This window comes from Alcaligenes aquatilis (genome assembly GCF_003076515.1).
In the GTDB taxonomy this organism is placed as follows: domain Bacteria; phylum Pseudomonadota; class Gammaproteobacteria; order Burkholderiales; family Burkholderiaceae_B; genus Alcaligenes; species Alcaligenes aquatilis.
In genome coordinates, this window is record NZ_CP022390.1 from 2,456,737 (window position 1) to 2,479,718 (window position 22,982).

General features: G+C 56.0%; 19 protein-coding genes and 1 other RNA gene. 7 read left to right on the forward strand and 13 right to left on the reverse strand.

Annotated elements, in window-relative coordinates; all coding sequences use genetic code 11:
• Positions 1 to 7 precede the first annotated feature (7 nt).
• Positions 8 to 436: a division/cell wall cluster transcriptional repressor MraZ gene (gene mraZ, locus CA948_RS11235; protein WP_003803565.1), complete on the reverse strand. Its 429-nt coding sequence runs from the start codon at positions 434 to 436 to the stop codon at positions 8 to 10.
• A gap of 289 nt (positions 437 to 725) precedes the next feature.
• Positions 726 to 1,132, reverse strand: an RNA gene (rnpB, locus tag CA948_RS11240) — RNase P RNA component class A.
• Between the two features lie 65 nt (positions 1,133 to 1,197).
• On the opposite strand from rnpB, the gene CA948_RS11245 reads away from it, so the two are divergent.
• A complete protein-coding gene (locus CA948_RS11245; RefSeq protein ID WP_108728036.1) occupies positions 1,198 to 3,012 on the forward strand; it encodes an ATP-binding cassette domain-containing protein in 1,815 nt (604 codons plus the stop codon).
• 16 nt (positions 3,013 to 3,028) lie between these two features.
• On the opposite strand, the gene yfaE is transcribed toward CA948_RS11245, so the two are convergent.
• The 8 genes from yfaE to CA948_RS11285 all read right to left on the reverse strand — a co-directional run bounded on the left by yfaE (position 3,029) and on the right by CA948_RS11285 (position 14,128).
• Positions 3,029 to 3,337, reverse strand: coding sequence for a class I ribonucleotide reductase maintenance protein YfaE (yfaE, locus tag CA948_RS11250; RefSeq protein ID WP_094195744.1), 309 nt, complete (start codon positions 3,335 to 3,337; stop codon positions 3,029 to 3,031).
• A complete protein-coding gene (gene nrdB, locus CA948_RS11255) occupies positions 3,334 to 4,470 on the reverse strand; it encodes a class Ia ribonucleoside-diphosphate reductase subunit beta (protein WP_094195743.1) in 1,137 nt (378 codons plus the stop codon). Before nrdB ends, yfaE begins: the two co-directional genes overlap by 4 nt.
• A gap of 18 nt (positions 4,471 to 4,488) precedes the next feature.
• Entirely contained in the window at positions 4,489 to 6,768 is a 2,280-nt protein-coding gene (nrdA, locus tag CA948_RS11260; RefSeq protein WP_094195742.1) for a class 1a ribonucleoside-diphosphate reductase subunit alpha, read from the reverse strand.
• Between the two features lie 198 nt (positions 6,769 to 6,966).
• Positions 6,967 to 8,793 (reverse strand): DNA helicase RecQ, encoded by a 1,827-nt coding sequence (gene recQ, locus CA948_RS11265; protein ID WP_094195741.1) that lies wholly within the window; start codon positions 8,791 to 8,793, stop codon positions 6,967 to 6,969.
• A gap of 9 nt (positions 8,794 to 8,802) precedes the next feature.
• Entirely contained in the window at positions 8,803 to 9,939 is a 1,137-nt protein-coding gene (locus tag CA948_RS11270) for a fimbria/pilus outer membrane usher protein (protein WP_108728037.1), read from the reverse strand.
• Positions 9,940 to 9,960: 21 nt separating this feature from the next.
• Entirely contained in the window at positions 9,961 to 11,733 is a 1,773-nt protein-coding gene (locus CA948_RS11275) for a ClcB-like voltage-gated chloride channel protein (protein ID WP_094195739.1), read from the reverse strand.
• Between the two features lie 8 nt (positions 11,734 to 11,741).
• On the reverse strand, positions 11,742 to 12,791 hold the full coding sequence (locus CA948_RS11280; protein ID WP_094195738.1) for a cytochrome d ubiquinol oxidase subunit II: 1,050 nt from the start codon (positions 12,789 to 12,791) through the stop codon (positions 11,742 to 11,744).
• Positions 12,788 to 14,128: a cytochrome ubiquinol oxidase subunit I gene (locus tag CA948_RS11285; RefSeq protein WP_108728038.1), complete on the reverse strand. Its 1,341-nt coding sequence runs from the start codon at positions 14,126 to 14,128 to the stop codon at positions 12,788 to 12,790. Before CA948_RS11285 ends, CA948_RS11280 begins: the two co-directional genes overlap by 4 nt.
• 161 nt (positions 14,129 to 14,289) lie before the next feature.
• Here CA948_RS11285 and CA948_RS11290 point away from each other — a divergent pair, with 161 nt between their 5' ends.
• From CA948_RS11290 to CA948_RS11310, 5 genes are all read left to right on the forward strand, one after another.
• A complete protein-coding gene (locus CA948_RS11290) occupies positions 14,290 to 16,047 on the forward strand; it encodes a glutamine--tRNA ligase/YqeY domain fusion protein (protein ID WP_108728039.1) in 1,758 nt (585 codons plus the stop codon).
• A gap of 10 nt (positions 16,048 to 16,057) precedes the next feature.
• Complete coding sequence (gene minC, locus CA948_RS11295; RefSeq protein WP_094195735.1) at positions 16,058 to 16,828, forward strand: septum site-determining protein MinC; 771 nt, start codon at positions 16,058 to 16,060, stop codon at positions 16,826 to 16,828.
• Between the two features lie 223 nt (positions 16,829 to 17,051).
• Complete coding sequence (gene minD / locus CA948_RS11300) at positions 17,052 to 17,867, forward strand: septum site-determining protein MinD (protein ID WP_094195734.1); 816 nt, start codon at positions 17,052 to 17,054, stop codon at positions 17,865 to 17,867.
• Position 17,868: 1 nt separating this feature from the next.
• A complete protein-coding gene (gene minE / locus CA948_RS11305) occupies positions 17,869 to 18,147 on the forward strand; it encodes a cell division topological specificity factor MinE (RefSeq protein ID WP_042483380.1) in 279 nt (92 codons plus the stop codon).
• A 259-nt stretch (positions 18,148 to 18,406) separates the two neighbouring features.
• Positions 18,407 to 19,555 carry an aromatic ring-hydroxylating oxygenase subunit alpha gene (locus tag CA948_RS11310; protein ID WP_108728040.1) on the forward strand — a complete coding sequence of 383 codons (1,149 nt, stop codon included), beginning with the start codon at positions 18,407 to 18,409 and terminating at the stop codon, positions 19,553 to 19,555.
• 153 nt (positions 19,556 to 19,708) lie between these two features.
• Here the strand turns inward: CA948_RS11310 and CA948_RS11315 are convergent, their stop codons facing one another.
• From CA948_RS11315 to ettA, 3 genes are all read right to left on the reverse strand, one after another.
• The gene (locus CA948_RS11315) at positions 19,709 to 19,936 is read right to left on the reverse strand and encodes a glycine zipper 2TM domain-containing protein (protein WP_094195732.1); all 228 of its coding nucleotides are present in this window, start codon (positions 19,934 to 19,936) and stop codon (positions 19,709 to 19,711) included.
• A gap of 125 nt (positions 19,937 to 20,061) precedes the next feature.
• Entirely contained in the window at positions 20,062 to 20,598 is a 537-nt protein-coding gene (locus CA948_RS11320) for an isochorismatase family protein (protein ID WP_108728041.1), read from the reverse strand.
• 10 nt (positions 20,599 to 20,608) lie between these two features.
• The gene (gene ettA / locus CA948_RS11325; protein ID WP_009455087.1) at positions 20,609 to 22,282 is read right to left on the reverse strand and encodes an energy-dependent translational throttle protein EttA; all 1,674 of its coding nucleotides are present in this window, start codon (positions 22,280 to 22,282) and stop codon (positions 20,609 to 20,611) included.
• Positions 22,283 to 22,444: 162 nt separating this feature from the next.
• Between ettA and CA948_RS11330 the strand changes: the two genes are divergently transcribed.
• Complete coding sequence (locus tag CA948_RS11330) at positions 22,445 to 22,945, forward strand: hypothetical protein (protein ID WP_108728042.1); 501 nt, start codon at positions 22,445 to 22,447, stop codon at positions 22,943 to 22,945.
• Positions 22,946 to 22,982: the final 37 nt, after the last annotated feature.

The window sequence follows — 22,982 nt, forward strand, 5'->3', positions numbered from 1 at the left end:
GACTTACTCAGAAAGAAAAAGTGTCGAATACGTCTGTGGAGTTTTCAGCCAGATCCTGGGCCTGTCGGCGTTCCAGTTCCTGGGCATTCCACAACTCAAAATGGGTGGCCATACCCAGCAGCATGGCGTCGCGCTCCAGCCCCACTGCGGCGCGCAGTTCGGGAGCGATCAATATCCGACCAGCGGAGTCCAGATCAACGTCCTGAGCACTACCCAGCAGCAGGCGTTGCAAGAAACGGGCACTCATGGGAAAGCGGGCAATTTGTTCGCGCTTTTCTTCCCACACACTGCGCGGATACACCAGCAAACAGCCGTCGGGATGGCGAGTGAGGGTCAAGCGGCCTTGTTCCTGTTGCAAAAGCGCGTCACGGTGCCGAGTCGGAATGGACATCCGACCCTTAGCATCCAGTGTGAGTGCGCTGCTGCCTTGGAACACTTTTTTCCCCCACTTTTTTACACTATTTCCTACTTTTCCCCACTCTACGGGGGAAAGGCTTTTCGGTCAAGGCAGCGGTTGCAATTTTTTCAATCACAACAAGCACTTAGCGCACTATCCTAGAAGTGACGGAAAAAAAATACTGTGTTAAATCAAGAAATTGCGTTGCGCATTAAAAGTGAATTGTTATAAAAACGCGCACAAGCGACTCCTGCCAAGGATTCAACATCCTTAACAATTGCTTTCAAATGTACGAAATCAATGCAATTGGTGGCGAATGCCAGGAGAAGTGTGAGACAGGCCTATAGGCCGGATTCTGTATGCCAGCGGGAACCCGCTGACCGGCAATCATTCCTCTGGACCGACCATTACTGGCCGGTTCTAGCTACCTACCCGCATACTAAGACGAGCCGCCTATCGGCTAAAAAGCCTGCGTATGCCTATTTGGTATTGCTCCGGGTAGAGGTTACCGCGTTTCACCCCACAGCACTTTGCACCGAAATGCAAGAAAACACGGAAGTGGCCGTATCTGTGCCTGCTTGCGCAAGCCCTTGCTGTGGTCTCGTCTCTGTGGCCCTAGTCCTCGGCTTATCTGACGTGATGCCAGCCTTGCCGGACGGCTGTTAGCCGCTACCCTGCTCTATGGAGTCCGGACCTTCCTCGATACTTGCGTACCGCGACTGCCCAGCCTGCCTCACAGATGCATTGTAACCTGCGACAATAGAGAAATTCGCAGGACGCGCTGTTTTATCTGGAGTCTTATGTCCAACAATCTGATTTCCCTGACCGATGTCCAGTTGGCATTCGGCCACCATCCCTTGCTGGACCATGCCGATCTGGTCATACAAAAAAACGAACGCATCGGTCTGATCGGGCGCAATGGTGCTGGCAAATCATCACTTCTGAAAATTCTGGATCAACGCCAGGCGCCTGACGACGGCCAGATCAAACGACTGGGTGGGCTGAAAATTGCCACCGTCGAACAAGAACCCGAGCTAGATCCCGAAGTCAGCATTTACGACTTTCTGTGTGGCGATTTCACCGAAACCGAGGACTGGCAACGCCCTGCCCGAGTCAATGCTCTGATGGACAAGCTGGGGCTGGACCCCGACGCCCTGACCGGCAGCCTGTCTGGCGGCCAGCGCAAACGCGTGGCCCTGGCCAATGCGCTGGTGGAAGAGCCTGATCTGCTCTTACTGGACGAGCCCACCAACCACCTGGACTTTGACGGCATTCTTTGGCTGGAACAGTTGCTGCTGGATTTTCGCGGCAGTGCCGTCATCATTACCCACGACCGCCGATTCCTGGATGTGGTAACTACCCGCATCATCGAGCTGGATCGTGGAAAACTCTTCAGCTTTCCCGGCAACTTCAGCCAATGGCAGGAACGCAAAGCAGAGTTCCTGGAAGCGGAAAAGCAACAAAATGCCAAATTCGACAAATTCCTGGCCCAGGAAGAAGTCTGGATTCGTAAGGGCGTGCAAGCGCGCCGCACCCGCGACGAGGGCCGGGTGCGCCGTCTGGAACAATTACGCCGTGACCGTGCCGAGCGTCGCGAACGTTCGGGCGACGTCAAATTCGCCATTTCTGAGGGCCAACGCTCCGGCAAACTGGTTGCGGAACTGCAAGGCGTCACACACGGCTACGATGGCCGCATCCTGATCAAAGACTTCTCGACCGTGCTGATGCGTGGCGACCGTATTGGTCTAATCGGCCACAACGGCGCAGGCAAGACCACCTTATTGCGCATCATGCTGGGTTTGCAGGAACCCAATTCCGGTGTAGTACGCCACGGCACCAAACTGAATATTGGTTACTTTGACCAGATGCGTAGCCGCCTGGACGAAAACGCCACGCTGGCTGACACCATCAGCCCTGGCAGCGAGTGGGTGGAAATTGGCAATCAGCGCAAGCACATCATGAGTTACCTGGAGGACTTTCTGTTCCCCGCCGCCCGCGCTCACTCCCCTGTACGTAGTCTGTCCGGCGGTGAGCGTGCCCGTCTGGCGCTGGCCCGTATGTTCGCCCAACCCACGAATGTATTGGTACTGGACGAGCCGACTAACGATCTGGACATTGAAACGCTGGAACTGCTGGAAGACCTGATTCAGGATTACACCGGCACTGTGCTGCTGGTCAGCCACGACCGTACCTTCCTGGACAACGTAGTTACTCAGGTCATTGCTGCTGAGGGCGACGGCCATTGGGGTGAATATGTAGGTGGCTACGACGAGTGGCTGGCACAACGTCCGCAAACCAGAACCGAGACAGCGGCCAGCAGTGCTCCAGCGCCAGCCGCAGCCGAAAAATCTGCCACCGAGCGCAACACCAAGACTGCCAAGCCTGGCCGTCTGGCGCCATGGGAAGAAAAGGAACTGGAAGCGCTGCCCGAGAAAATTGCAGCCATAGAAAGCCAGCAAGCCGAACTGGCAGAACAACTAAGCGCACCGGATCTCTATAAAGATGGCTCTACCCTGGCCGACGAGATCAACAGCCAACTGGATCAGCTCAATAAAGACTTGGAGCAGCTATTTGAACGCTGGGAAAAACTGGAAGAAAAACGCTTAGCCAGCTAAAGGGGAGACGGAGGAATCAGGGATTCAGCCCTGTAAAGCCGAACTGATCCACAGATTCCTCTTCAGTCCGGGCAACGCGCTGACAATCGACCATGATCGGCTCGAGTACCGTGCAACAACACGGCAGAACCTCGCCTGGGCCGACATACGCTAAGGGCTGCTCTTTATAGGCAACCTTTCCATAAACAAGAGGAATACGGCAGGAGCCGCAATAGCCGCTCCTGCATTGGTACTCGACCTGATGGCCGGTTCGCTCCAAACCTTCCAACAAGGTTTCGCCGTCCCGCAACTGAAAGTAATCATCAGTTGTCCGGACTAGACTCATAGCTCAATACCGTCGAAGTCGCCAGCCGACACGGCCGAATCAATCTGACCGACCAGGTAAGAGCTCAACTCCACCTCTTGAGGTGCCACCTGCACGGTGTCCGAAGACAACCAGGTGTTGATCCATGGAATGGGATTGTGTTTGACAGACTCAAACGCAGGCTTCAGGCCCACTGCACCCATACGGATATTGGTGATGTATTCCACATACTGGCTCAGAATGTCTTTGTTCAGGCCAATCATGGAACCGTCGCGAAACAGGTAATCCGCCCACTGCTTCTCCTGCTCGGCCGCGTCTTTGAACATGTCAAAACACACCGGCTCTAGCTCATGGGCGATCTGAGCGAACTCAGGATCGTCACTACCAGAACGCAAGATATTAATGATGTGCTGCGTACCAGTCAGGTGCAGCGCCTCATCACGAGCGATCAGGCGAATGATCTTGGCATTACCTTCCATCAACTTGCGCTCGGCAAAGGCAAAGGAGCAGGCAAAGCTGACGTAAAAGCGGATGGCCTCAAGAATATTGACGCTCATCATGCACAGATACAGCTTCTTTTTTAGCTCATAGAGGCTCAACGTGCGAGTCTCGCCGTTGATCTCATGTTCACCAGCCCCCAACTGGGCGTACAACATGGTGTCACTGATCAGGTCGTCGTAATACGACGAAATATCGGCGGCACGCAACTGGATGTTCTCGTTACGCACGATGTCGTCAAAGATAACGGACGGATCATTGGCAATATTGCGAATGATGTGCGTGTACGAGCGTGAGTGAATCGTCTCGGAAAACGCCCAGGTTTCGATCCAGGTTTCCAGCTCTGGAATCGACACCAGGGGCAGGAAGGCCACATTGGGGCTACGCCCCTGGATGGAGTCCAGCAAGGTTTGATATTTCAGGTTGCTGATGAAAATGTGCTTTTCATGATCAGGCAGGTTCTGATAGTCGATCCGATCCTGAGTAATATCGACTTCTTCTGGGCGCCAGAAAAAGGACAGCTGTTTTTCAATCAGCTTTTCAAAAATCGGATATTTCTGTTGGTCGTAACGCGCTACGTTAACCGGCTGCCCAAAGAACATGGGCTCTTTGAGCTGATCGTTATCCGTTTTAGAAAAAGTACTATAGGTAGTCATGATGCTCTTTACCCTTGCTTAGATCTTGCACGCGCCGCCTGCGCAACCGTCGTCCTCTACTTCGCCATGCGAATCATCCGCTCCGTCGCGGGTGTTGTGGTAGTACAAGGTCTTCACACCGTATTTGTAGGCCAGCAGCAAGTCCCTGAGCAGTTGCTTCATCGGGACGCGACCACCCTCAAACCGCTGTGGGTCATAGTTGGTGTTTGCAGAGATCGACTGATCGACAAACTTCTGCATCACGCCAACCAACTTCAGGTAGTCGTCGTTGCCGGGCATTTGCCATAGCAATTCGTACTGATCCTTATATTTTTCAAATTCAGGCACTACCTGACGCAGGATGCCATCCTTGGATTGCTTGACGGACACCAAACCACGCGGGGGCTCAATACCGTTGGTGGCATTGGCGATCTGGCTGGAGGTTTCCGACGGCATCAGGGCGGTCAGGGTCGAGTTACGCAGACCATGCTTGACGATGTCAGCACGCAAGGCTTCCCAATCCAGGTGCAACGGCTCGTTGCAAATACCGTCCACGTCTTTCTTGTACGTGTCGGTAGGCAGCAAACCAGCGGCGTACGTGGTTTCGTCGAAGGCCTCGCAAGGACCGTATTCGCGCGACAACTGCACCGAAGCCTTCAACAGGTAGTACTGGATGGCTTCAAACGTGCGGTGGGTCAGACCCAAGGCAGCAGGATCGGAGTAGCGGGTGCCGTTCTTGGCCAGGTAGTACGCGTAGTTGATAACGCCAACGCCCAGGGAACGACGCTTGTTGGTTGCATTCAGCGCGGCCTTGACCGGGTAATCCTGGTAGTCCAGCAAGGCATCCAGAGCACGAACAATCAGTTCAGCCAGGCCGTCCAGCTCGTCCAGGGACTCCAGAGCCCCCAGGTTGAAAGCCGACAGAGTGCACAGTGCGATTTCACCTTCAGGATCGTTCAGATCGTTCAAGGGCTTGGTGGGCAGAGCGATTTCCATGCACAGATTGGACTGGCGCACAGGAGCGCGGTCAGCCTGGAATGGGCTATGCGTGTTGCAATGGTCCACGTTCTGAATGTAGATACGGCCGGTGCTGGCGCGCTCTTGCATCAGCAAAGAGAAAAGCTCCACGGCAGGCAGGCTGCGCTTGCGGATGGCGGGATCTTGCTCGTACATCTCGTACAGACGCTCGAACTCGTCCTGGTCGGCAAAGAAGGCTTCGTACAAACCGGGCACGTCATGCGGCGAGAACAGCGTGATGTGGCTGCCCTTGATCAGGCGCTGGTACAACAAACGGTTGATCTGAACGCCGTAGTCCAGGTGACGGATACGGTTTTCTTCCACACCACGGTTGTTCTTCAGGACCAGCAGTGTTTCCACTTCCAGGTGCCACATGGGGTAGAACAAGGTTGCCGCACCGCCGCGCACGCCGCCCTGCGAGCAGGACTTCACCGCAGCCTGGAACATCTTGAAGAAAGGCAGGCAACCTGTGTGTTGTGCTTCACCACCCCGAATTTCGCTGCCTACAGCGCGAATACGTCCACCGTTGATACCGATACCGGCACGCTGTGACACGTAACGAACAATGGCGCTGGTCGTGGCATTGATGCTGTCCAGGCTGTCGTCACATTCGATCAGCACGCAAGAGCTGAATTGACGGGTGGGTGTGCGCACGCCAGCCATGATGGGCGTGGGCAAGGAAATCTTGAATTGCGATACGGCGTCGTAAAAGCGCTTGATAAAGCCCAGGCGAGTATCGGCCGGGTAACGGGCAAACAAGCACATGGCCACCAGCATGTACAGGAACTGGGGACTTTCGTAGATGCGCTTGGTCACGCGGTTTTGAATCAGATACTTGCCTTCCAACTGCTTGACGGCACCGTAAGAGAAGTTCATGTCACGCCAGTGATCCAGATGCGCATCCAGCTCATCGAACTCGGCGCGCGTGTAGTCTTGCAACAGATGCGGATCGTAGCGACCCTCCTTGGTTTGCAAGGTCACATGATCAAACAGGCTGGGAGGCTCAAACTGGCCAAAAGCGATTTTGCGCAGGTGGAAAATCGCCAGGCGGGCGGCCAGATATTGGTAGTCAGGCGTATCTTCAGAGATCAGATCCGCCGCCGACTTGATGATGGTTTCGTGAATATCGCTGGTGCGAATGCCGTTGTAGAACTGAATGTGAGAGCGCAGCTCTACTTGAGAGACGGACACATTACTCAGACCTTCAGCAGCCCAATCAACTACTCGGTGAATCTTGTCGAGGTTAATAGGTTCTGTACGGCCATCTCGCTTAGTGACCATTAACTGTTCGGTTGATTGCATGTCAGTCTCGGAAATCGGTGGTGATTGACGGGGGACGCGGCTTTTGCAGCCGCCAGCGTCAGTTGATACACACCATATATAGTGTGATATTGCCGCCATTCTACTACATATAGCGGATTGAGCGAATAGCGGATTTGTCTTTGCAACGCAAATTCAGCGCAAAAAAAATGCAACCAATCTTTGCGCCATTAACAATTTTTATTGCGTTTGCAGTTCTTGAACGCAGCGCAGCAAAGCCTCGCCATAGGCTTCTCTTTTGCGTACACCTATGCCTGTAATCGGCTCCAGATCAGCCTCTGAGCTGGGGCAACGGATGGCAACTTCCCGCAAAGTGGCGTCATGGAAAATGACATAGGCCGGTACGCCGTGTTCGCGTGCGGTAGTGGCACGCCAGGCGCGCAAAGCCTCGAACCGTCGCTGTTGGTCGGGCTCCAGAGCAGGTCCGGCAGGCGCCTGACCTTTTACGCGATGGGCGGCTGGCCCACGTGTTACGGTTTCGCGCCGCAACATCAAGGTGCGCTCCCCTTTGAGCACTTCTCGGCTGGCCTCGGTCAGCAACAAGGTGCCGTACCCTTCCGGGTCGACCGCGACCAGACTATGCGCCAGCAACTGGCGCAGCACCCCGCGCCAAGCCTGATCGGTCAGTTCCTTGCCCACACCAAAGACGGTGAGCTTGTCATGCTCATGCTCTTTGACACGCTCGGTCAGCTTGCCCAACAAAATATCAATAAGATGGCCGGCGCCAAAGCGCTGGCCACGCTCGCGCCACAATCTATAAATAGTGGACAGCATTTTCTGCGCGGCCACAGTGCCATCCCAGGCTTCTGGAGCCTCCAGGCAAGTATCGCAGTTCCCACACGGTTCGATCTGCTGATCGAAATAGGCCAGCAAGCGCTGACGGCGGCAGGAAATGGTTTCGCACAGGCCCAGCATGGCATCGAGCGCATGGCCTTGCTGGCGCCGGTGTGCCGCATCGCCTTGCGACTGGTTAATCATGCGATGCAACTGCACCACGTCTTGCAGGCCATAGGCCAGCCAGGCGGTAGCGGCTTCACCATCGCGCCCTGCCCGCCCGGTTTCCTGGTAATACCCTTCTACCGATTTGGGCAGGTCAATGTGGGCCACAAAACGCACATCCGGTTTATTGACGCCCATGCCAAAAGCAATGGTCGCCACCATGACCACCCCTTCTTCTCGAAGAAAGCGAGCCTGGTTGATGGCACGTTGCTGTGCATCCAGCCCTGCGTGGTAGGGCAAGGCATGAATGCCGTTCTTGCACAGAAACTCGGCCGTGTCCTCCACGCGAGAGCGCGACAAACAATACACAATTCCCGCATCGCCCGAGTGCTCTTCCTGAATAAAACTCAAGAGCTGCTTGCGCACCTCGTTCTTTTCGATGATGCGATAGCAAATATTGGGGCGATCAAAACTGGCGACAAAATGCCGGGCCTCTTCCAGCTTCAGGCGCTGGGCAATTTCTACCCGCGTCAACTGAGTGGCAGTCGCCGTCAAGGCAACCCGCGGCACCCCTGGCCAGCGCTGAGCCAGCAAATCCAGGCCCAGATACTCCGGGCGGAAGTCGTGCCCCCATTGCGATACGCAGTGGGCTTCATCAATGGCAAACAAGGAGACCTGGCCGCGTGCCAGCAAATCCAGGCAGCGATCTGTCAGCAAACGCTCAGGGGCGACATAGAGCAAGTCCAGTTGTCCCGTCAGAAACTCGCGCTCGACCTCGCGGGCGGTCTGCCAATCCTGGGTGGAGTTCAGATAGGCGGCATTCACACCCAATTCATTGAGCGCATCCACCTGATCCTGCATCAAGGCAATCAGAGGGGACACGACCACGCCGGTGCCGGGTCGCACCAAAGCAGGAATCTGGTAACAGAGCGATTTTCCGCCGCCGGTGGGCATCAAGACCAGGGCATCACCGCCTTGGATCAGGGTCTCGATAATCTCGTGCTGAGAACCACGAAAACTGTCATAACCAAAAACTTCCTGAAGAACCTCAAGTGCTGACTGGGCCATGCCGCCTGCTTAAAAAATCGGAATAGAAAAACGCAGCGCGATGTTCGACTGGCGACTTTCCAGATGACGGCGAGCTTGCAAACCCACCCTAAGGTGGGGACTGTACCAGAACTGCTGCGTGACCCCAAGGTAGCGATTCTGCCCACCGGCCATTGCCTGCTGCACCTCGTACTGGGTCTTGACCTCGCCCCAGCGACGCAAAGGCACGGACAGCCCCACCACCTGTCGGCTGCTGGCCGCATCGATCTTCATGCCCTGATAGCGGCTTAGATCCAGGAAGTGATCCTGGTAGCGTTCGCCTTGCCATTGCAGGTGCAAATCATCCAACACATCCAGGCCGTAAGCTGCCTGATAGCGCCAGCCCTGCCCGACCGCATGGGAAGCCTTGGCCACACTGGCCTGCCACACCCCAAAATCAGGGGAACGGTAGGTAGCGCCCACCCCGGTCAGGCCAAAATCACGCGCGCTTTCCATCTGGGTATCAATACTGGTCCTGCTGGTGACGTCGGTGCTGACCATCAAGCTGCTTGCCGACGATCCGTACACCAGATCCCCATTGTCTTGCTTGCCGGTTATATCCAGCGCACCGACGGCCAGCGCATAGCGCCAAGGACCAGCCGGGCCTTGTTCAAACTGCTGGGTAATATTGATGCCGCCCAGCTCAACAGGCCGAGCCCAGTCTGGGGCCGTCACCGTGTCATTACCTAGGGTCAACTGCAAGCCATCTTCATTGACGTAGCGCCAATTGCGCTCGCCAAACTGCCAGACCTGATCGGGTGCGCTGCTCAACCAGCGCCCATTCCAGATCGGCGAGGACTGCTGACTATATTGAATGGAGCGAGCCAGACTGGCAGTAGTGGAACCGCTCAGGCTGAAATCAGAAAAAGAAAAATCAAGGGACGCGGCAGAGTTGAGCAAATCCTGGTCGCCCTGGCGATGCCATTGCGAAGCATCAAAAAACGGCTCTACCGGGGGAAGGTCCTGAGAGGGAATCGCCTGGGCCTCATCCACACCATACACCTGCGTGGCAGACAGGTTCTCCAGCCCGACACGGTTTTGAGCAGTGGCCAATGGAACAGCGAACAGCATGGCAAGACCGACAATCAGCCCGCCTGCCAAGCCTCGCTGGCAAGCTTTGGTACGCATGGTTTATGTCACAAAAAGAGTTTAGCGCCGGGCATCCAACATCACTTCGCCGCTCGCATCCAAGGAGCGTTTGATGGCGGAGTATTTTTCCAGCACAGCAGACTTATAGACTACACCAATCAGGCGGCCCGAGCCGTCACCATTCAATACAGGCAAGCGCTCTCCAGCAAAGCTGACAAAGTGCTCCTGAGCCTCGTCCAGGCTCATATTCGGGTAGAGCGTCTTGACGAAATCCATACGCAAAATATCGCCCACCACACGCTCCTGGGCAGCGTTGTCGTCCAACAACATCCGGGTCAGGTCAGGCTGGGCAATCACACCTTGATAGATCTGCTCCTCGTCCACCACATAAAGATAGCGCACGGGATAATCTAGAAACATCTGCAAGGCATCACGCATTTGGGTGGTGGTGCTGACCACGGTATCGGCCGGACGCACCAACTCGGCCAAGGTGGTGTGACGCAATTTGTGACGTAGCAAGGCATCGCGTTCGCGCACCAGTGTGACTTCATACATGGCCACCTCGGCCACACCCCGCGAGACAAAATAGGCCATGACACAGGCCACGATCAGCGGCAACACCAACTGATAGCTCAATGTCATTTCAAACAGCATCAAAATGGCCATGAAGGGCGCACTGGTTGCCGCCCCCAAAAACGCCCCCATGCCCACCAGGGTGAACAGATACAAAGGCAAGTCCAGACCCGGCAAGATCAACACGCTCAACTGGCCAAATAAAGTACCAAAGGCGGCGCCCACAAAGATCGCGGGGGTGAACACACCACCGACAGCGCCCGAACCGACTGTCAGGCCCGTCGCCAGAACCTTGAGTGCCAGAATCAGCAGCACGCTGTACCAGGCCCAGTCGCTATGCAGCATGGAAGACACGACACTGAAGCCGTTACCTGCCACGCGCGGCATCACGATCAGCAAAAGCCCCAGCAACAGGCCCCCCAACGCCAAACGCAAGGGCAGACCCAGGCCGGTACGCTTGAACAGAGTGCGAAACAGATTGAGCAACTTCAAAAAAGCGGGCGCAGCCAGACCAATCAGCACTCCCAGAACCAGAAAAGGCAGAATATCCCAACCCGCAACCGCCTGCACATTGGTCATTTCATAAGGGGCGTGATAGCCGCCCAGCACACGCATGGTCAGATGGGCACTAACGGCTGCCATCAACAAGGGGCCAAAGCTGCTCATGGTCATGGTGCCCAGCACAATCTCGGCCACAAACACAGCGCCGGCAATAGGGGTGCCATAGGCGGCAGCCACCCCGGCTGCGGCACCACAAGCCACCAGCAAACGCAGACGAGCTTCACCAAACAGCGTGAAACGGCCAATCGCAGAAGCAGACAAGGAAGCCAGGTGTACCATCGCCCCTTCCCGCCCAATAGAGCCGCCCGAGGCCACCGTCATCAAAGAGGACAAGGATCGCAGCAAGCCCTGGCGAATGGACAAACGGCCATCACCAATAGCCACTGCTTCCATATAGTCTGAATTGCTGCCCGACGGCAGACGCCCCGCCAGCCACAACAAGATACCGGCACACAGACCGCCCAAGGTGGGAAACAAAAGGCGCATGTACCAAGGCAAGCTTTCCGTTACCGCGACGATGCCACCGTGCTGTCCTGTGACCACTTGCTGCACAAAGCGCATGCCCTGATGAAAGGCCAAGGTCGCCAAGGCCCCCAGGATACCGGCCAAGACCGCCCAGGCCAGCATGGCGGGCATGTCAGACAACCACTTGAAACCCTGCAGACGCTTGCGCATCGACAGCACGGAATGGGCAATCATAAAAAAGGTCAGCCTTTAAAGCTGGGCGGCAAAGGTGGGCGGGACAATCCAAACATACGCCAATACACCCACACGTTAAATATCAACACGATGGGCAAGGTAATCACAATCGCCGACAGAATCAGGCTCAAGGCGGGTACCCCGGCGGCGGCGTCCCAGATCGTCATCTCGTCCAGAATCAAATAGGGAAAGAAACTGAAAGCCAAACCCGCCATGACACAGACCATGACGAACAAAGTCAGCAAAAAGGGCAAGGCGGTAGTGCGATAGCTGCTGTTGATCATGCGCTGCAGGCTCATTTCAATCGACACAAAGCAGCTAAGGATCAAGGCCCACAAGAACAGGACCAAGCCCCAGTAAGGCCCATCGCTCCATTTAAGCAGCACACCGGCATTCACAAAGGCCAACACCACCGAAACGCCCACCGCACCGGCCGCAAACCAACGCACCGAGCGACGCCCCCAGTTCACTGCACGGGCACGCAGTTCGCCTGCCTCGCGCATGATGAGCCAACTGGCGCCCAACAAGCAGTAAGCGGCAATAGCGCAAAAGCCCATGAAGATAGAGAACCAGATATAGCCCGCATCGCTTTGAAAACCTACCACGACTTGTGCCAACAAAACGCCATGGGAGAACGCCGTCAACCAGGAACCCAGGGCAAAGCCCATTTGCCAGCGAGACTGACGCTCTACCGGTGCACGCAGCCGGAACTCAAAGGAGACGGAGCGGACAAAGACTCCCACGCCCAAGGCGCATAAAGGCGCATACAGTCCCCCCATCACTGCACCCCAGGCTTTAGGAAAGGCGCAGACAAACAAGCCCAAACCCAGAAACAACCAGAATTCGTTGGCATCGCGCCAAGGGCTAAGCAAGGACAGCATGCGCGGGCGCAGGGAATCCGGTGCCAGCAAGGACAGGCAGCCCACACCAATATCGAAGCCATCCAGAACCGTACCGGCCACAATAATCAAAAAGAACAGGGCCAAAAAGGCCAGCGGCATCCAGAACGCGGGATCATGGGCCCCCAAACCCAACGCATTTGCAAAAGAATCAATCATGCCCGACCCCGATGACGTGCGATCGGCACCACACCAAAACGAACGGCATGTCGTAATTTCTGGAAAAAACCAATCATGCACAAGACGTAGACCAGGCTATAAAACAGCAAACCCAGTCCCACAGTAAAAACAGGTTCGGTACTTTGCACTTGTACGGCCTGAATATCGTTACCTACCAGATAAGGCAGAAAGCCCAGCAAGACATACGCTGCGCCGCCCAACAACATGATCCAGCCCAGTACAGACGCGACCACCATACCCTGGCGCTCTCTATAAGAAAGCGAATGCGGATCCAGGCCATAACGACGGGTACGCAACCAGACCCACATCAAGAGAAAAAACATCAATGCGCCGGCCAGCACCGCCACACGAAAGGACCAGAAGGTCAAGGTAACGGGGGGCATGGCTTCAGAAAACTGATCCAGACCCATCAGGATGCCACTGTCATTGCGACCCAGCCAGCGACCACCGGCGTGTGACCAGCGCAACACACCCAGGACGCTGTCCTGCATGGCCGAGGGCGCAGCGACCAGAATCAGATCAGGTTGCGAGCCGCTTTCCCAATACGCTGCCGTAGCCGCTGCCTTGGCAGGCTGATGCTCGGCTGTCATGAAACCATTGCCCACCACCGCAAAAACCAGGGCCAGCCAAGCGGCGGCGCCTAAAAACAAGGCACTACGAAAAGCCAGGCGCTCCTGATCGGTAACCGGTTTTTGCATGGTCTGCGCACAAGTCACGCCCAAAATAAAAAAGGCGACCGTCAATAAACTGCCTGCAAATAATAGACCGGCATACCACGGCAAGGCCGGTGTGCTGAGCACATCCAGCCACTCCAGCACCACGTAATGGCCTTCAATAACATCCACCCCCGTTGGCACCTGCATCCAGGCCACCATCGCCACCAGCCAAAATGCCGTCACGGTGACGCCCAGGGCCACCATCAGCACCACCAGGGTATGAACCAGATTGGAGAGCATGCGCTGGGCAAACAGCATGACACCCAGAAAACAGGACTTGAAGATAAACAGCGACAACATGGAGGCGGCCAGCATCGGGCCAATCACATCACCTACCTGCGCCATCAGCCCTGGCCAGACGCTGCCAAACTGAATCAGTACCGGCATGGACGCAGCAAAACTTAAAATGAACGCCAATGCGAACAGACGCACCCAAAAACGGTACGCGCCCATCCAGGCCGTTGCGTGGCTGCCGAAGGTTCTGACTTTGAAATACAGCAACACCCAGGCCAACCCCAGCTCCAGAGCCAGAAACAGCAGCATGAATCCCAGACTAAGGAAAAACTGGGCATGAGACAGGGAAAGGGCGGAGTGCGTCATAATGAGCGCTAGTGTAGGGTGAATTGGCCAGCAAACGCCACCATACTACCCCAAGTTTCCTCCTGATTTTTCAGAACACGTTCATGGGGTAAATACCCCTCTAAAACAAGAACGTGGCAAAATGGCCGATTCGTCTGTCGGCTTCTTTATTTCAAACGTGTATGACCTCTGACACCACTCCCGCTCCCGTATCTAATTTTCTGCGCACGATCATCGACCAGGACTTGAGCGCTGGCCGTTACGCACAAAAGACCTGGGCCGGTCAGCCGGGCCCGGCAAGCACCCAGGAAGGGGCGGCTGTTGATGCCGCGCGTATTCGTACGCGCTTTCCCCCCGAGCCCAATGGCTATCTGCACATCGGGCACGCCAAAAGTATCTGTTTGAACTTCGGGCTGGCCAGCGACTACCAAGGCGCCTGCCACCTTCGTTTTGACGACACCAATCCTGAAAAAGAAGAGCAGGAGTACGTGGACGCCATTATCGACATGGTGAAATGGCTGGGCTTTGACTGGACCTTCAAGAAAGAAGAAAACCTGTACTTTGCCAGCGACTACTTCGACTATATGTACCAGTTTGCCGAAGCACTGGTAAATGCGGGTCATGCCTACGTTGACGAACAGAACGCTGAACAAATGCGTATCAACCGTGGCACCCTGACCGAAAAAGGCGTGAACTCGCCCTGGCGCGACCGCCCTGCCGAAGAATCCATCAAGCTCTTGCGCGAAATGCGTGACGGCAAGCACCCCGATGGCAGTATGGCCTTGCGTGCCAAGGTTGACATGGGCTCGCCCAATATCAATATGCGCGACCCGGTCATGTACCGCATCCGCCACGCGGAACACCATCGCACGGGCGACAAATGGTGCATCTACCCCATGTACAGTTGGGCACACCCCGTGGAAGATGCGTTGGAGCGCATCACCCATAGCCTGTGCACCCTGGAGTTTGAAGACCAGCGCCCCTTTTACAACTGGATTCTGGAGCGTCTGGTCGAGCTGGGTCAGTTATCCGACCCATTGCCCAAACAATACGAGTTTTCGCGTTTGAACCTGTCCTACGTGGTCACCAGCAAGCGCAAACTGCGTCAACTGGTTCAGGAAAACCGCGTATCAGGTTGGGACGATCCGCGCATGCCTACCTTGGCCGGTTTGCGTCGCCGTGGTTACAGCGCCGGCGCCATCCGTCTGTTTACTGACCGTCTGGGTGTGTCCAAAGCCGCCCAGCACGTGGACTACAGTTTGCTGGAACAAGCTTTGCGCGATGACCTGGATCCCGTGGCCGACCGTAGCGTTGCCATTCTGGATCCGATCGAACTGATCATCACCAACTACCCCGAAGGCCACAGCGAGCTGTGCCACGCACCGCGCAATCCGCACAATCCGCAGGCTGGTCAACGCGAGTTCCCTTTCTCCGGTCGCCTGTACATCGAGCGCGAGGACTTCAAGGAAGAGCCACCTAAAAAGTACTTCCGCCTGTTCCCCGGCAATACCGTGCGTCTGAAATATGGCTATGTCGTGCGCTGCACCGGCTGCGTGAAAGACGAGCAAGGCAATGTCACTCAGGTTCTGGCTGAATACCTGCCTGACACCAAGAGCGGCACGCCCGGTGCGGACTCGGTCAAGGTCAAAGGCAATATCACCTGGATCAGCGCCGAGCACGCGATTGCCGCCGAGATCCGTCTGTACGACCGTCTCTTTGCCCATCCCCAGCCCGACGCGGCCGACCAGGACTTCCTGGAGCACATCAACCCGAACTCGCTGCGCGTGATTCAGGGCTGGCTGGAACCCGGCACCAAGGCCACCCCCGATGCTCGCTGGCAGTTTGAGCGCCTGGGCTACTTTGTGGCTGACCGTGTGGATTCGACACCAGAAAAACCCGTTCTTAACCGTACAACGACTCTGAAAGACACCTGGGTCTAAGGCTATTGACGTGAACGATCAGACTCATGCCAAGGGGCCTCAAGCCCTGGATTTCAAAAGCGCCACCCTGTACGCCGTACGAGTGGTGCTGCGTTCGGCTGATACGGCCGAGCAATTAGCCGCACTGGCTCAACGCATGAAAGACGCTGGCTCCTTCTTTGAGGACGAACCCGTCGTCATCGATGCCAGCGCCATTGACGCGCCGGTGGACTGGACCGCACTGGTGGACGCGCTGCGTCAGCACAAACTGCATCCGGTCGGCATCATTGCCCACCCCGGTCATGCCGACAACGCCATCGACAGCGGTTTGCCACACGTTGAACTGTCCAACCCACCTGCCCGCCCACAAACCCAGGCAGCTCCGGACAAGGACGTGCCCGTGCTATCGCAAACGGCCCAGCAACAGGTACCCGCAACGCCCACCCCACCGCCGCCTGCTCAAGCCCCGGCTGCCCTTCTCATCAACCGTCAGTTGCGCTCCGGCCAGCGTATCTATGCGCGCCACACCGACCTGATTGTGATCGGGGCAGTCAGTCAGGGCGCAGAAGTAGTGGCCGATGGCAATATCCATGTTTACGGCCCACTGCGAGGCAAAGCCATGGCCGGTGCCCGTGGCGATACCAAGGCACGCATCTTCACGACCGAGCTGGACCCGGAACTGATCGCTATTGCCGGCGTGTATCGCATTATTGAAACGCGACTGGATGCGCAGTTACGCAACAAGCCAGCCGTGGTCACGCTGGAAGACGACACGCTCAGATTTGATCCCCTGAGCCCCTGACAGTACAAGGCGCCGGCATTTGCCGGCGCTTTTTATAGTGGCTTGCACTGAGAGCCCGCCTGAGAGCAAGCAAGTGCAAGTGCAACCGTGTAAGCTGACACGGAACAAAGCAATTGATATGTTTTGTTTCTAAGCAGTAGGTAAAGTGGCAGAACGGATGTCAAAATAAGGCCCGTTATGCTTTACGATTATGTGACTTGAAAAACAAAGGAATCCGATTGTCATGGCGCGTATAGTTGTAGTGACCTCCGGCAAGGGTGGTGTGGGCAAAACCACCACCAGTGCCAGTTTTGCATCTGGTCTTGCGATGCGCGGTCACAAGACCGTGGTCATCGACTTTGACGTCGGTTTGCGCAACCTGGATCTGATCATGGGTTGCGAGCGACGCGTAGTGTATGACTTCGTCAACGTGATCCAGGGCGAAGCCACATTGAACCAGGCCCTGATCCGTGACAAACAGCTGGAAAATCTGTTCATCCTGCCCGCTTCCCAGACGCGTGACAAAGACGCCCTGACCCGCGAAGGCGTGGAGAAAGTACTGGAAGAGCTCAAGGGCATGGGTTTTGAATACATTGTGTGCGATTCGCCCGCAGGTATCGAAACCGGCGCCTTGATGGCCTCCTACTTCGCAGACGATGCACTGGTTGTGACCAACCCCGAGGTGTCCTCGGTTCGTGACTCGGACCGCATCCTGGGCATTTTGGCCGCCAAATCGCGCCGTGGTGAACAAGGCAAAGAGCCCATCAAAGAATATTTGCTGCTGACCCGTTACAGCCCCAAGCGCGTATCGGACGGCGAGATGCTGTCCTTGCAGGACGTGGAAGATATCTTGCGCATCAAACTGATTGGGGTCACTCCCGAGTCGGAAACCGTGCTGCAAGCATCCAACCAAGGAGTACCCGTTATCCATCTCAAAGAAAGTGATGTGTCCCAGGCCTATCAGGACATCGTAGATCGTTACCTGGGTGGTGAAAAACCGTTGCGTTTTGTGGATTACGAAAAACCAGGGCTATTCAAGCGCCTGTTCGGAGGAAAGTAATATGTCTTTCCTGTCCTTCCTGCTCGGTCACAAGAAAACCTCGGCAACGGTCGCCAAAGACCGTCTGCAACTGATCCTCATTAACGAACGTGGTCAAGGTGGGGTTGCCCCGGACTACTTGCCCCGCTTGCAAAAAGAGCTGGTCGAGGTCATCTCGCGCTACGTGAAGATTAATCCCGATGACATCAAGGTAAACCTTGATCGCCAGGACTCGCTGGAAGTGCTGGAAGTCAAAATCGAAATGCCGCAAATTGATGCCAGTGCGCTGGAAAACAAGTAAAGCGCCACTGGCAATCAAACGCTTGCTGCTTGAAATGGCCATCCCATGCGGATGGCCATTTTCTTGGCGGCTCCCTATACCAAAAGCAAGGCGAAAAACACCTGTGACGGCTGGCGCCATGCGGCTAGGTGGCTAATAGATAAGGTACAATTTCGCCTTGGTAATCGGCCAGTTCCGATTTTTCTTCGCGCCAGAGATGGCAAGCAATGCCATCCAATGCCCCCAGAGGCCTGGCTTATTGACCCATGCGGAGGGAATCATGACCGAGCTCGGTCAGATGGCACGTCTTGTGCCCGCTCACCCCCAGCTTCCTGTTAGCGCCTATTTTGACCATGCTCTGTTCGAGCGCGAACAAGAGCGTATTTTTCAGCAGTCCGCCTTATACGTCGGTAATGAAAAACTCGTTCCCGAACCCGGCGACTGGCGCACCTTGATTCAGGAAAATGCCGCCCGTACGCTGATACGGAGCCACCACGGCGTAGAACTACTCTCTAACGTCTGCAGACACCGTCAGGCCCTGATGCTAGGTGGCATGCCCGGCCAACCTAATCAGGCCAGCCACGGCTCCCTGAGCAGCACAGGAGGCAACATTGTCTGCCCCTTGCACAACTGGACTTATAGCGCCCAAGGCAACTTGCTGGCGGCACCTCGCTTCAAAGACAAACCCTGTCTGAACCTGGAGCGCTACCCCTTGCAGGACTGCCATGGCTTGCTGTTTGAAGGCCCACGCGATCCAGCCAAGGATATGGCCGCCTTATTCAGCCGCCCCGAGTTCGACTTTCAGGACTATGTGCTCGATCACGTCGAAATCCACCAGTGCAACTACAACTGGAAGACCTTCATCGAGGTCTATCTGGAGGACTATCACGTCGCCCCCTTCCACCCCGGCCTGGGTCAGTTCGTGACCTGCGACGATCTGGAGTGGGAGTTCAGCGACTGGTACAGCCTGCAACGAGTCGGTGTGCATCAGGCTCTGGCTAAGCCGGGCTCACCCACCTATCGCCAATGGCATGACAATCTGCTGGCCTACCGTCAGGGCGAAGCACCGGACTTCGGTGCAGTCTGGGTAACCTATTTCCCCACCCACATGATCGAGGTCTACCCGCACGTACTGGTGCTCTCCACGCTGTACCCCAAGGGGCCGCAGGAAACCATGAATGTGGTGGAGTTTTACTACCCGGAAGACATCGTGGCCTTCGAGCGGGATTTTGTAGAAGCACAACGCGCCGCCTATATGGAGACCGCAGTAGAAGATGACGAGATTGCCGAGCGCATGGATGCTGGCCGCCGCGCCTTGATGGAACGCGGGGTATCAGAAGTTGGCCCTTACCAGTCACCACTGGAAGATGGCATGAAGCACTTTCACGAGTGGTATCGCTCCATGATGGATGAGGATGCGTACCGATAGATCCGGACATGCCTGTCAGAAATCGCGCACAGGCACAGCAGCAAACGCCTGTTGGACGCATCATGAAAAAAGCCTCAAGGTCGGGATCCATTCCCAATGCCTTGAGGCTTTTTGCTTCGGCGAGCGTGTCAGCTCAACCAAACAATCTTCAATTTAACGGTTCTTGCCGACCTGGTCGCCAATCACACCGCCAATCGCTGCGCCGCCCACAGTGCCCAGTACGCCGCCGCCAGTAATCACCGCCCCGGCCACGCCACCTACACCAGCGCCTGTAACGGCCCCCTTCTGACGCTTGCTCATACTATCCCAGGAAGAGCAGCCCGCCATCACGACGGCTAGAACCGTGGCCATACCTACTTTAGTGATAGTCGTCATTTTCATCCGTAAACCTCCGTGAAGTCTCCGTGCTTAACACGGCGTTAAAGTCTATCTTCACCCTATGGAGCAGATTAGTCCATACCCGATTGTTAGGTAACGCAACAGATGTAATTCAGCTTTTATTCAGTTTATTTAATCAAGGCCAGAACCTGCTTGAATGCGGGGTTAGCTGGCGTTTCCAGCCATTCAAACATGGCCATTTCGGCGCTAACGCGCTCCAGTCCGTGCATCGCCCAGCGATCCCAGGCGGCCTGGCGGGACTGGGGATGACGCGAGCCGACGCAATCGCCGACCAGTACCGGCTCATAACCACGCTCCATCAAACCCAGGCCAGTTTGTAACACACACACATGAGACTCTGTACCCAGTAACAAAACGCGCGTGCGTCCTACAGGCAAGGCTGGCAAAAAATCGGTTTCACGCGTGGCATCGAAATGGGTTTTATGCAGCACTTTGTCTATGTGGGGCAACAAGGCTGGATCAGTTGGGCCGATTTTCCCGGCCCAGTGCTCGGTTGCCAGAACCGGCACCCCTAAAAGGCGGGCCGCCTGTGCCAGCTTCCCGGCCCGTTCGACCAAGGCTTGGTGGTCTGCGATAGCGGGCAAGAGCCCGGTTTGCATATCAACAATCAAGACGAAAGACTGGTGGGCATTGAGCACAGGCATGGCACTTTCCTTATTTCAGGGACTTGTAGCGGATACGACGGGGTTTGGCAGCATCTTCGCCCAGACGTTTTTTCTTGTCTGCTTCGTATTCCTGATAGTTGCCATCAAAGAATACGACCTGCGAATCACCCTCAAAAGCCAGAATGTGGGTGGCGATACGGTCCAGGAACCAGCGATCGTGACTGATCACCATGACCGAGCCGGCAAACTCCAACAAGGCGTCTTCCAGGGCACGCAAGGTTTCCACGTCCAGATCGTTGGACGGTTCGTCCAGCAGCAAGACGTTGCCACCAGCAATCAGTGTCTTGGCCAGGTGCAAACGACCACGCTCCCCGCCGGACAGATTGCCCACGATCTTGTTCTGATCCGCGCCCTTGAAGTTGAAGCGGCCCAGATAAGCACGTGATGGCATTTCAAAGCGGCCCACCGTCAGCAGGTCAGCACCATCGGCAATCGCATCAAACACAGTTTTTTCATTGGCCAAGGCATCACGCGACTGATCCACATACGCCAGCTTGACGGTCTGGCCCAGTTTGACCGTACCGGAATCAGGCTGCTCTTTACCAGCCAACATGCGGAACAAGGTGGACTTACCGGCACCGTTAGGACCAATAATCCCGACGATGGCACCCGCTGGCACCTTGAAGCTCAGATTGTCGATCAGCAAACGATCGCCATAGCCCTTGCTGACATTTTCAAACTCAATCACCTCGTTACCCAGACGCTCGGCCACCGGAATAAAGATTTCCTGGGTTTCGTTGCGCTTCTGGTATTCATGCGAGGACAGTTCCTCAAAGCGGGCCAGACGGGCCTTGGCTTTAGCCTGACGTCCCTTGGGATTCTGGCGTACCCATTCCAACTCTTTCTTGATAGTGCGCTGGCGTGCGCTTTCCGAAGCCTCTTCCTGCTTCAGACGATCATCTTTTTGCTCCAGCCAGGAGCTGTAGTTGCCCTTCCAAGGAATACCGTGGCCACGGTCCAGTTCCAAAATCCACTCGGCAGCATTGTCCAGGAAGTAACGATCATGGGTTACTGCTACAACCGTGCCGGGGAACTGGCGCAGGAACACTTCCAGCCAGTCCACACTTTCAGCATCCAGGTGGTTGGTGGGCTCGTCCAGCAGCAACATATCGGGCTTGGACAGCAGCAACTGGCACAAGGCCACGCGGCGTTTCTCGCCACCGGACAGATTGGCAATGGACGCATCCCAAGGTGGCAGACGCAGCGCATCGGCCGCGATTTCCATCTGGGTTTCGATGTCGTCAGCACCGCTGGTCGCGGCGGCGGCAATAATGGATTCCAGCTCGGCCTGCTCTGCCGCCAAAGCGTCAAAGTCCGCATCGGGCTCGGCGTATTCGGCGTAGACCTGTTCCAGACGCTGGCGCGCCTCGAACACCTGGCCCAAACCGGCCTGCACAGCTTCGCGCACGCTGTGTTCGGGGTTCAGTTGAGGTTCTTGTGGCAGGTAACCGATCTTGATCCCCGCCATGGGGACGGCTTCGCCCTCGATCTCGGTATCTACCCCGGCCATGATCTTGAGCAAGGTGGACTTACCCGAGCCGTTCAGGCCCAGCACACCAATCTTGGCACCTGGAAAAAAGGACAAGGAGATATTGCGCAGAATCTGCCGCTTGGGCGGCACAATTTTGCCCACGCGGTTCATCGAATAAACGTATTGAGCCATATAAACCTAAAAGGGAAAAACAGGTCGTGTTCGGAAAACTGGGATTGTAGGCGTTTGGCGCCCAAAAGGCGCGCTTCTGTCTGGTCCAGAACGAAACACCCGGCCTGAATGCAGGCCTGTCTCAGGTAATATACTCACTTTTGCCGACAATCCAAAAACGCTATGTCCACACCTGACGCCCCTGAACTTGTATTTACCACTGAAGAGATCGAAACCCTGGGCCGCACTGCCGATGCGCTGAGCGCCTACCTGGGTCGCGCCGTACTGGCCGAGATCGTGGGCGCAGAAGAAACCGGCTTTGAATGGGTCATCTTTGCCATGCCCCTGGACAAGAACGAGGACGAAAGCGAATTCACAGTGGTTCAGGTCGGCGGCGCGCAGGCCCGCATCGTGGGCAACCGTGGTGGCCTGGACCCCAAGGACAATGCTGTCTACGCCTGCCGTTACCTGTGGGCCATCCAGTTAAGCGATGCCGAGCCCGTGCGCTTTATCAAAGTGGATGAAGAAGGCGAGGAAGTCGCCTGGACTGAAACCCTGGAAGAATTGCTGCCGTTCGCCTTGAGCGAAGATGCCTTTGCCCCCGAAGACGATACGGACGAAGACGACGATGATGATGATGATGACAGCCCGGAACCGGGTGTTCACGGTCATACCCTGCACTGATCGTGTCCGTCTCAACTGCCCAAATCTGATGTAAAAG

Excerpts from the sequence above, each read along its gene's own strand:
- CA948_RS11245 (WP_108728036.1), top strand. The coding sequence starts at position 1,198 with ATGTCCAACAATCTGATTTCCCTGACCGATGTCCAGTTGGCATTCGGC.
- yfaE (WP_094195744.1), bottom strand. The coding sequence starts at position 3,337 with ATGAGTCTAGTCCGGACAACTGATGATTACTTTCAGTTGCGGGACGGC.
- nrdB (WP_094195743.1), bottom strand. The coding sequence starts at position 4,470 with ATGACTACCTATAGTACTTTTTCTAAAACGGATAACGATCAGCTCAAA.
- nrdA (WP_094195742.1), bottom strand. The coding sequence starts at position 6,768 with ATGCAATCAACCGAACAGTTAATGGTCACTAAGCGAGATGGCCGTACA.
- recQ (WP_094195741.1), bottom strand. The coding sequence starts at position 8,793 with ATGGCCCAGTCAGCACTTGAGGTTCTTCAGGAAGTTTTTGGTTATGAC.
- CA948_RS11270 (WP_108728037.1), bottom strand. The coding sequence starts at position 9,939 with ATGCGTACCAAAGCTTGCCAGCGAGGCTTGGCAGGCGGGCTGATTGTC.
- CA948_RS11275 (WP_094195739.1), bottom strand. The coding sequence starts at position 11,733 with ATGATTGCCCATTCCGTGCTGTCGATGCGCAAGCGTCTGCAGGGTTTC.
- CA948_RS11280 (WP_094195738.1), bottom strand. The coding sequence starts at position 12,791 with ATGATTGATTCTTTTGCAAATGCGTTGGGTTTGGGGGCCCATGATCCC.
- CA948_RS11285 (WP_108728038.1), bottom strand. The coding sequence starts at position 14,128 with ATGACGCACTCCGCCCTTTCCCTGTCTCATGCCCAGTTTTTCCTTAGT.
- CA948_RS11290 (WP_108728039.1), top strand. The coding sequence starts at position 14,290 with ATGACCTCTGACACCACTCCCGCTCCCGTATCTAATTTTCTGCGCACG.
- minD (WP_094195734.1), top strand. The coding sequence starts at position 17,052 with ATGGCGCGTATAGTTGTAGTGACCTCCGGCAAGGGTGGTGTGGGCAAA.
- minE (WP_042483380.1), top strand. The coding sequence starts at position 17,869 with ATGTCTTTCCTGTCCTTCCTGCTCGGTCACAAGAAAACCTCGGCAACG.
- CA948_RS11310 (WP_108728040.1), top strand. The coding sequence starts at position 18,407 with ATGACCGAGCTCGGTCAGATGGCACGTCTTGTGCCCGCTCACCCCCAG.
- CA948_RS11315 (WP_094195732.1), bottom strand. The coding sequence starts at position 19,936 with ATGAAAATGACGACTATCACTAAAGTAGGTATGGCCACGGTTCTAGCC.
- CA948_RS11320 (WP_108728041.1), bottom strand. The coding sequence starts at position 20,598 with ATGCCTGTGCTCAATGCCCACCAGTCTTTCGTCTTGATTGTTGATATG.
- ettA (WP_009455087.1), bottom strand. The coding sequence starts at position 22,282 with ATGGCTCAATACGTTTATTCGATGAACCGCGTGGGCAAAATTGTGCCG.
- CA948_RS11330 (WP_108728042.1), top strand. The coding sequence starts at position 22,445 with ATGTCCACACCTGACGCCCCTGAACTTGTATTTACCACTGAAGAGATC.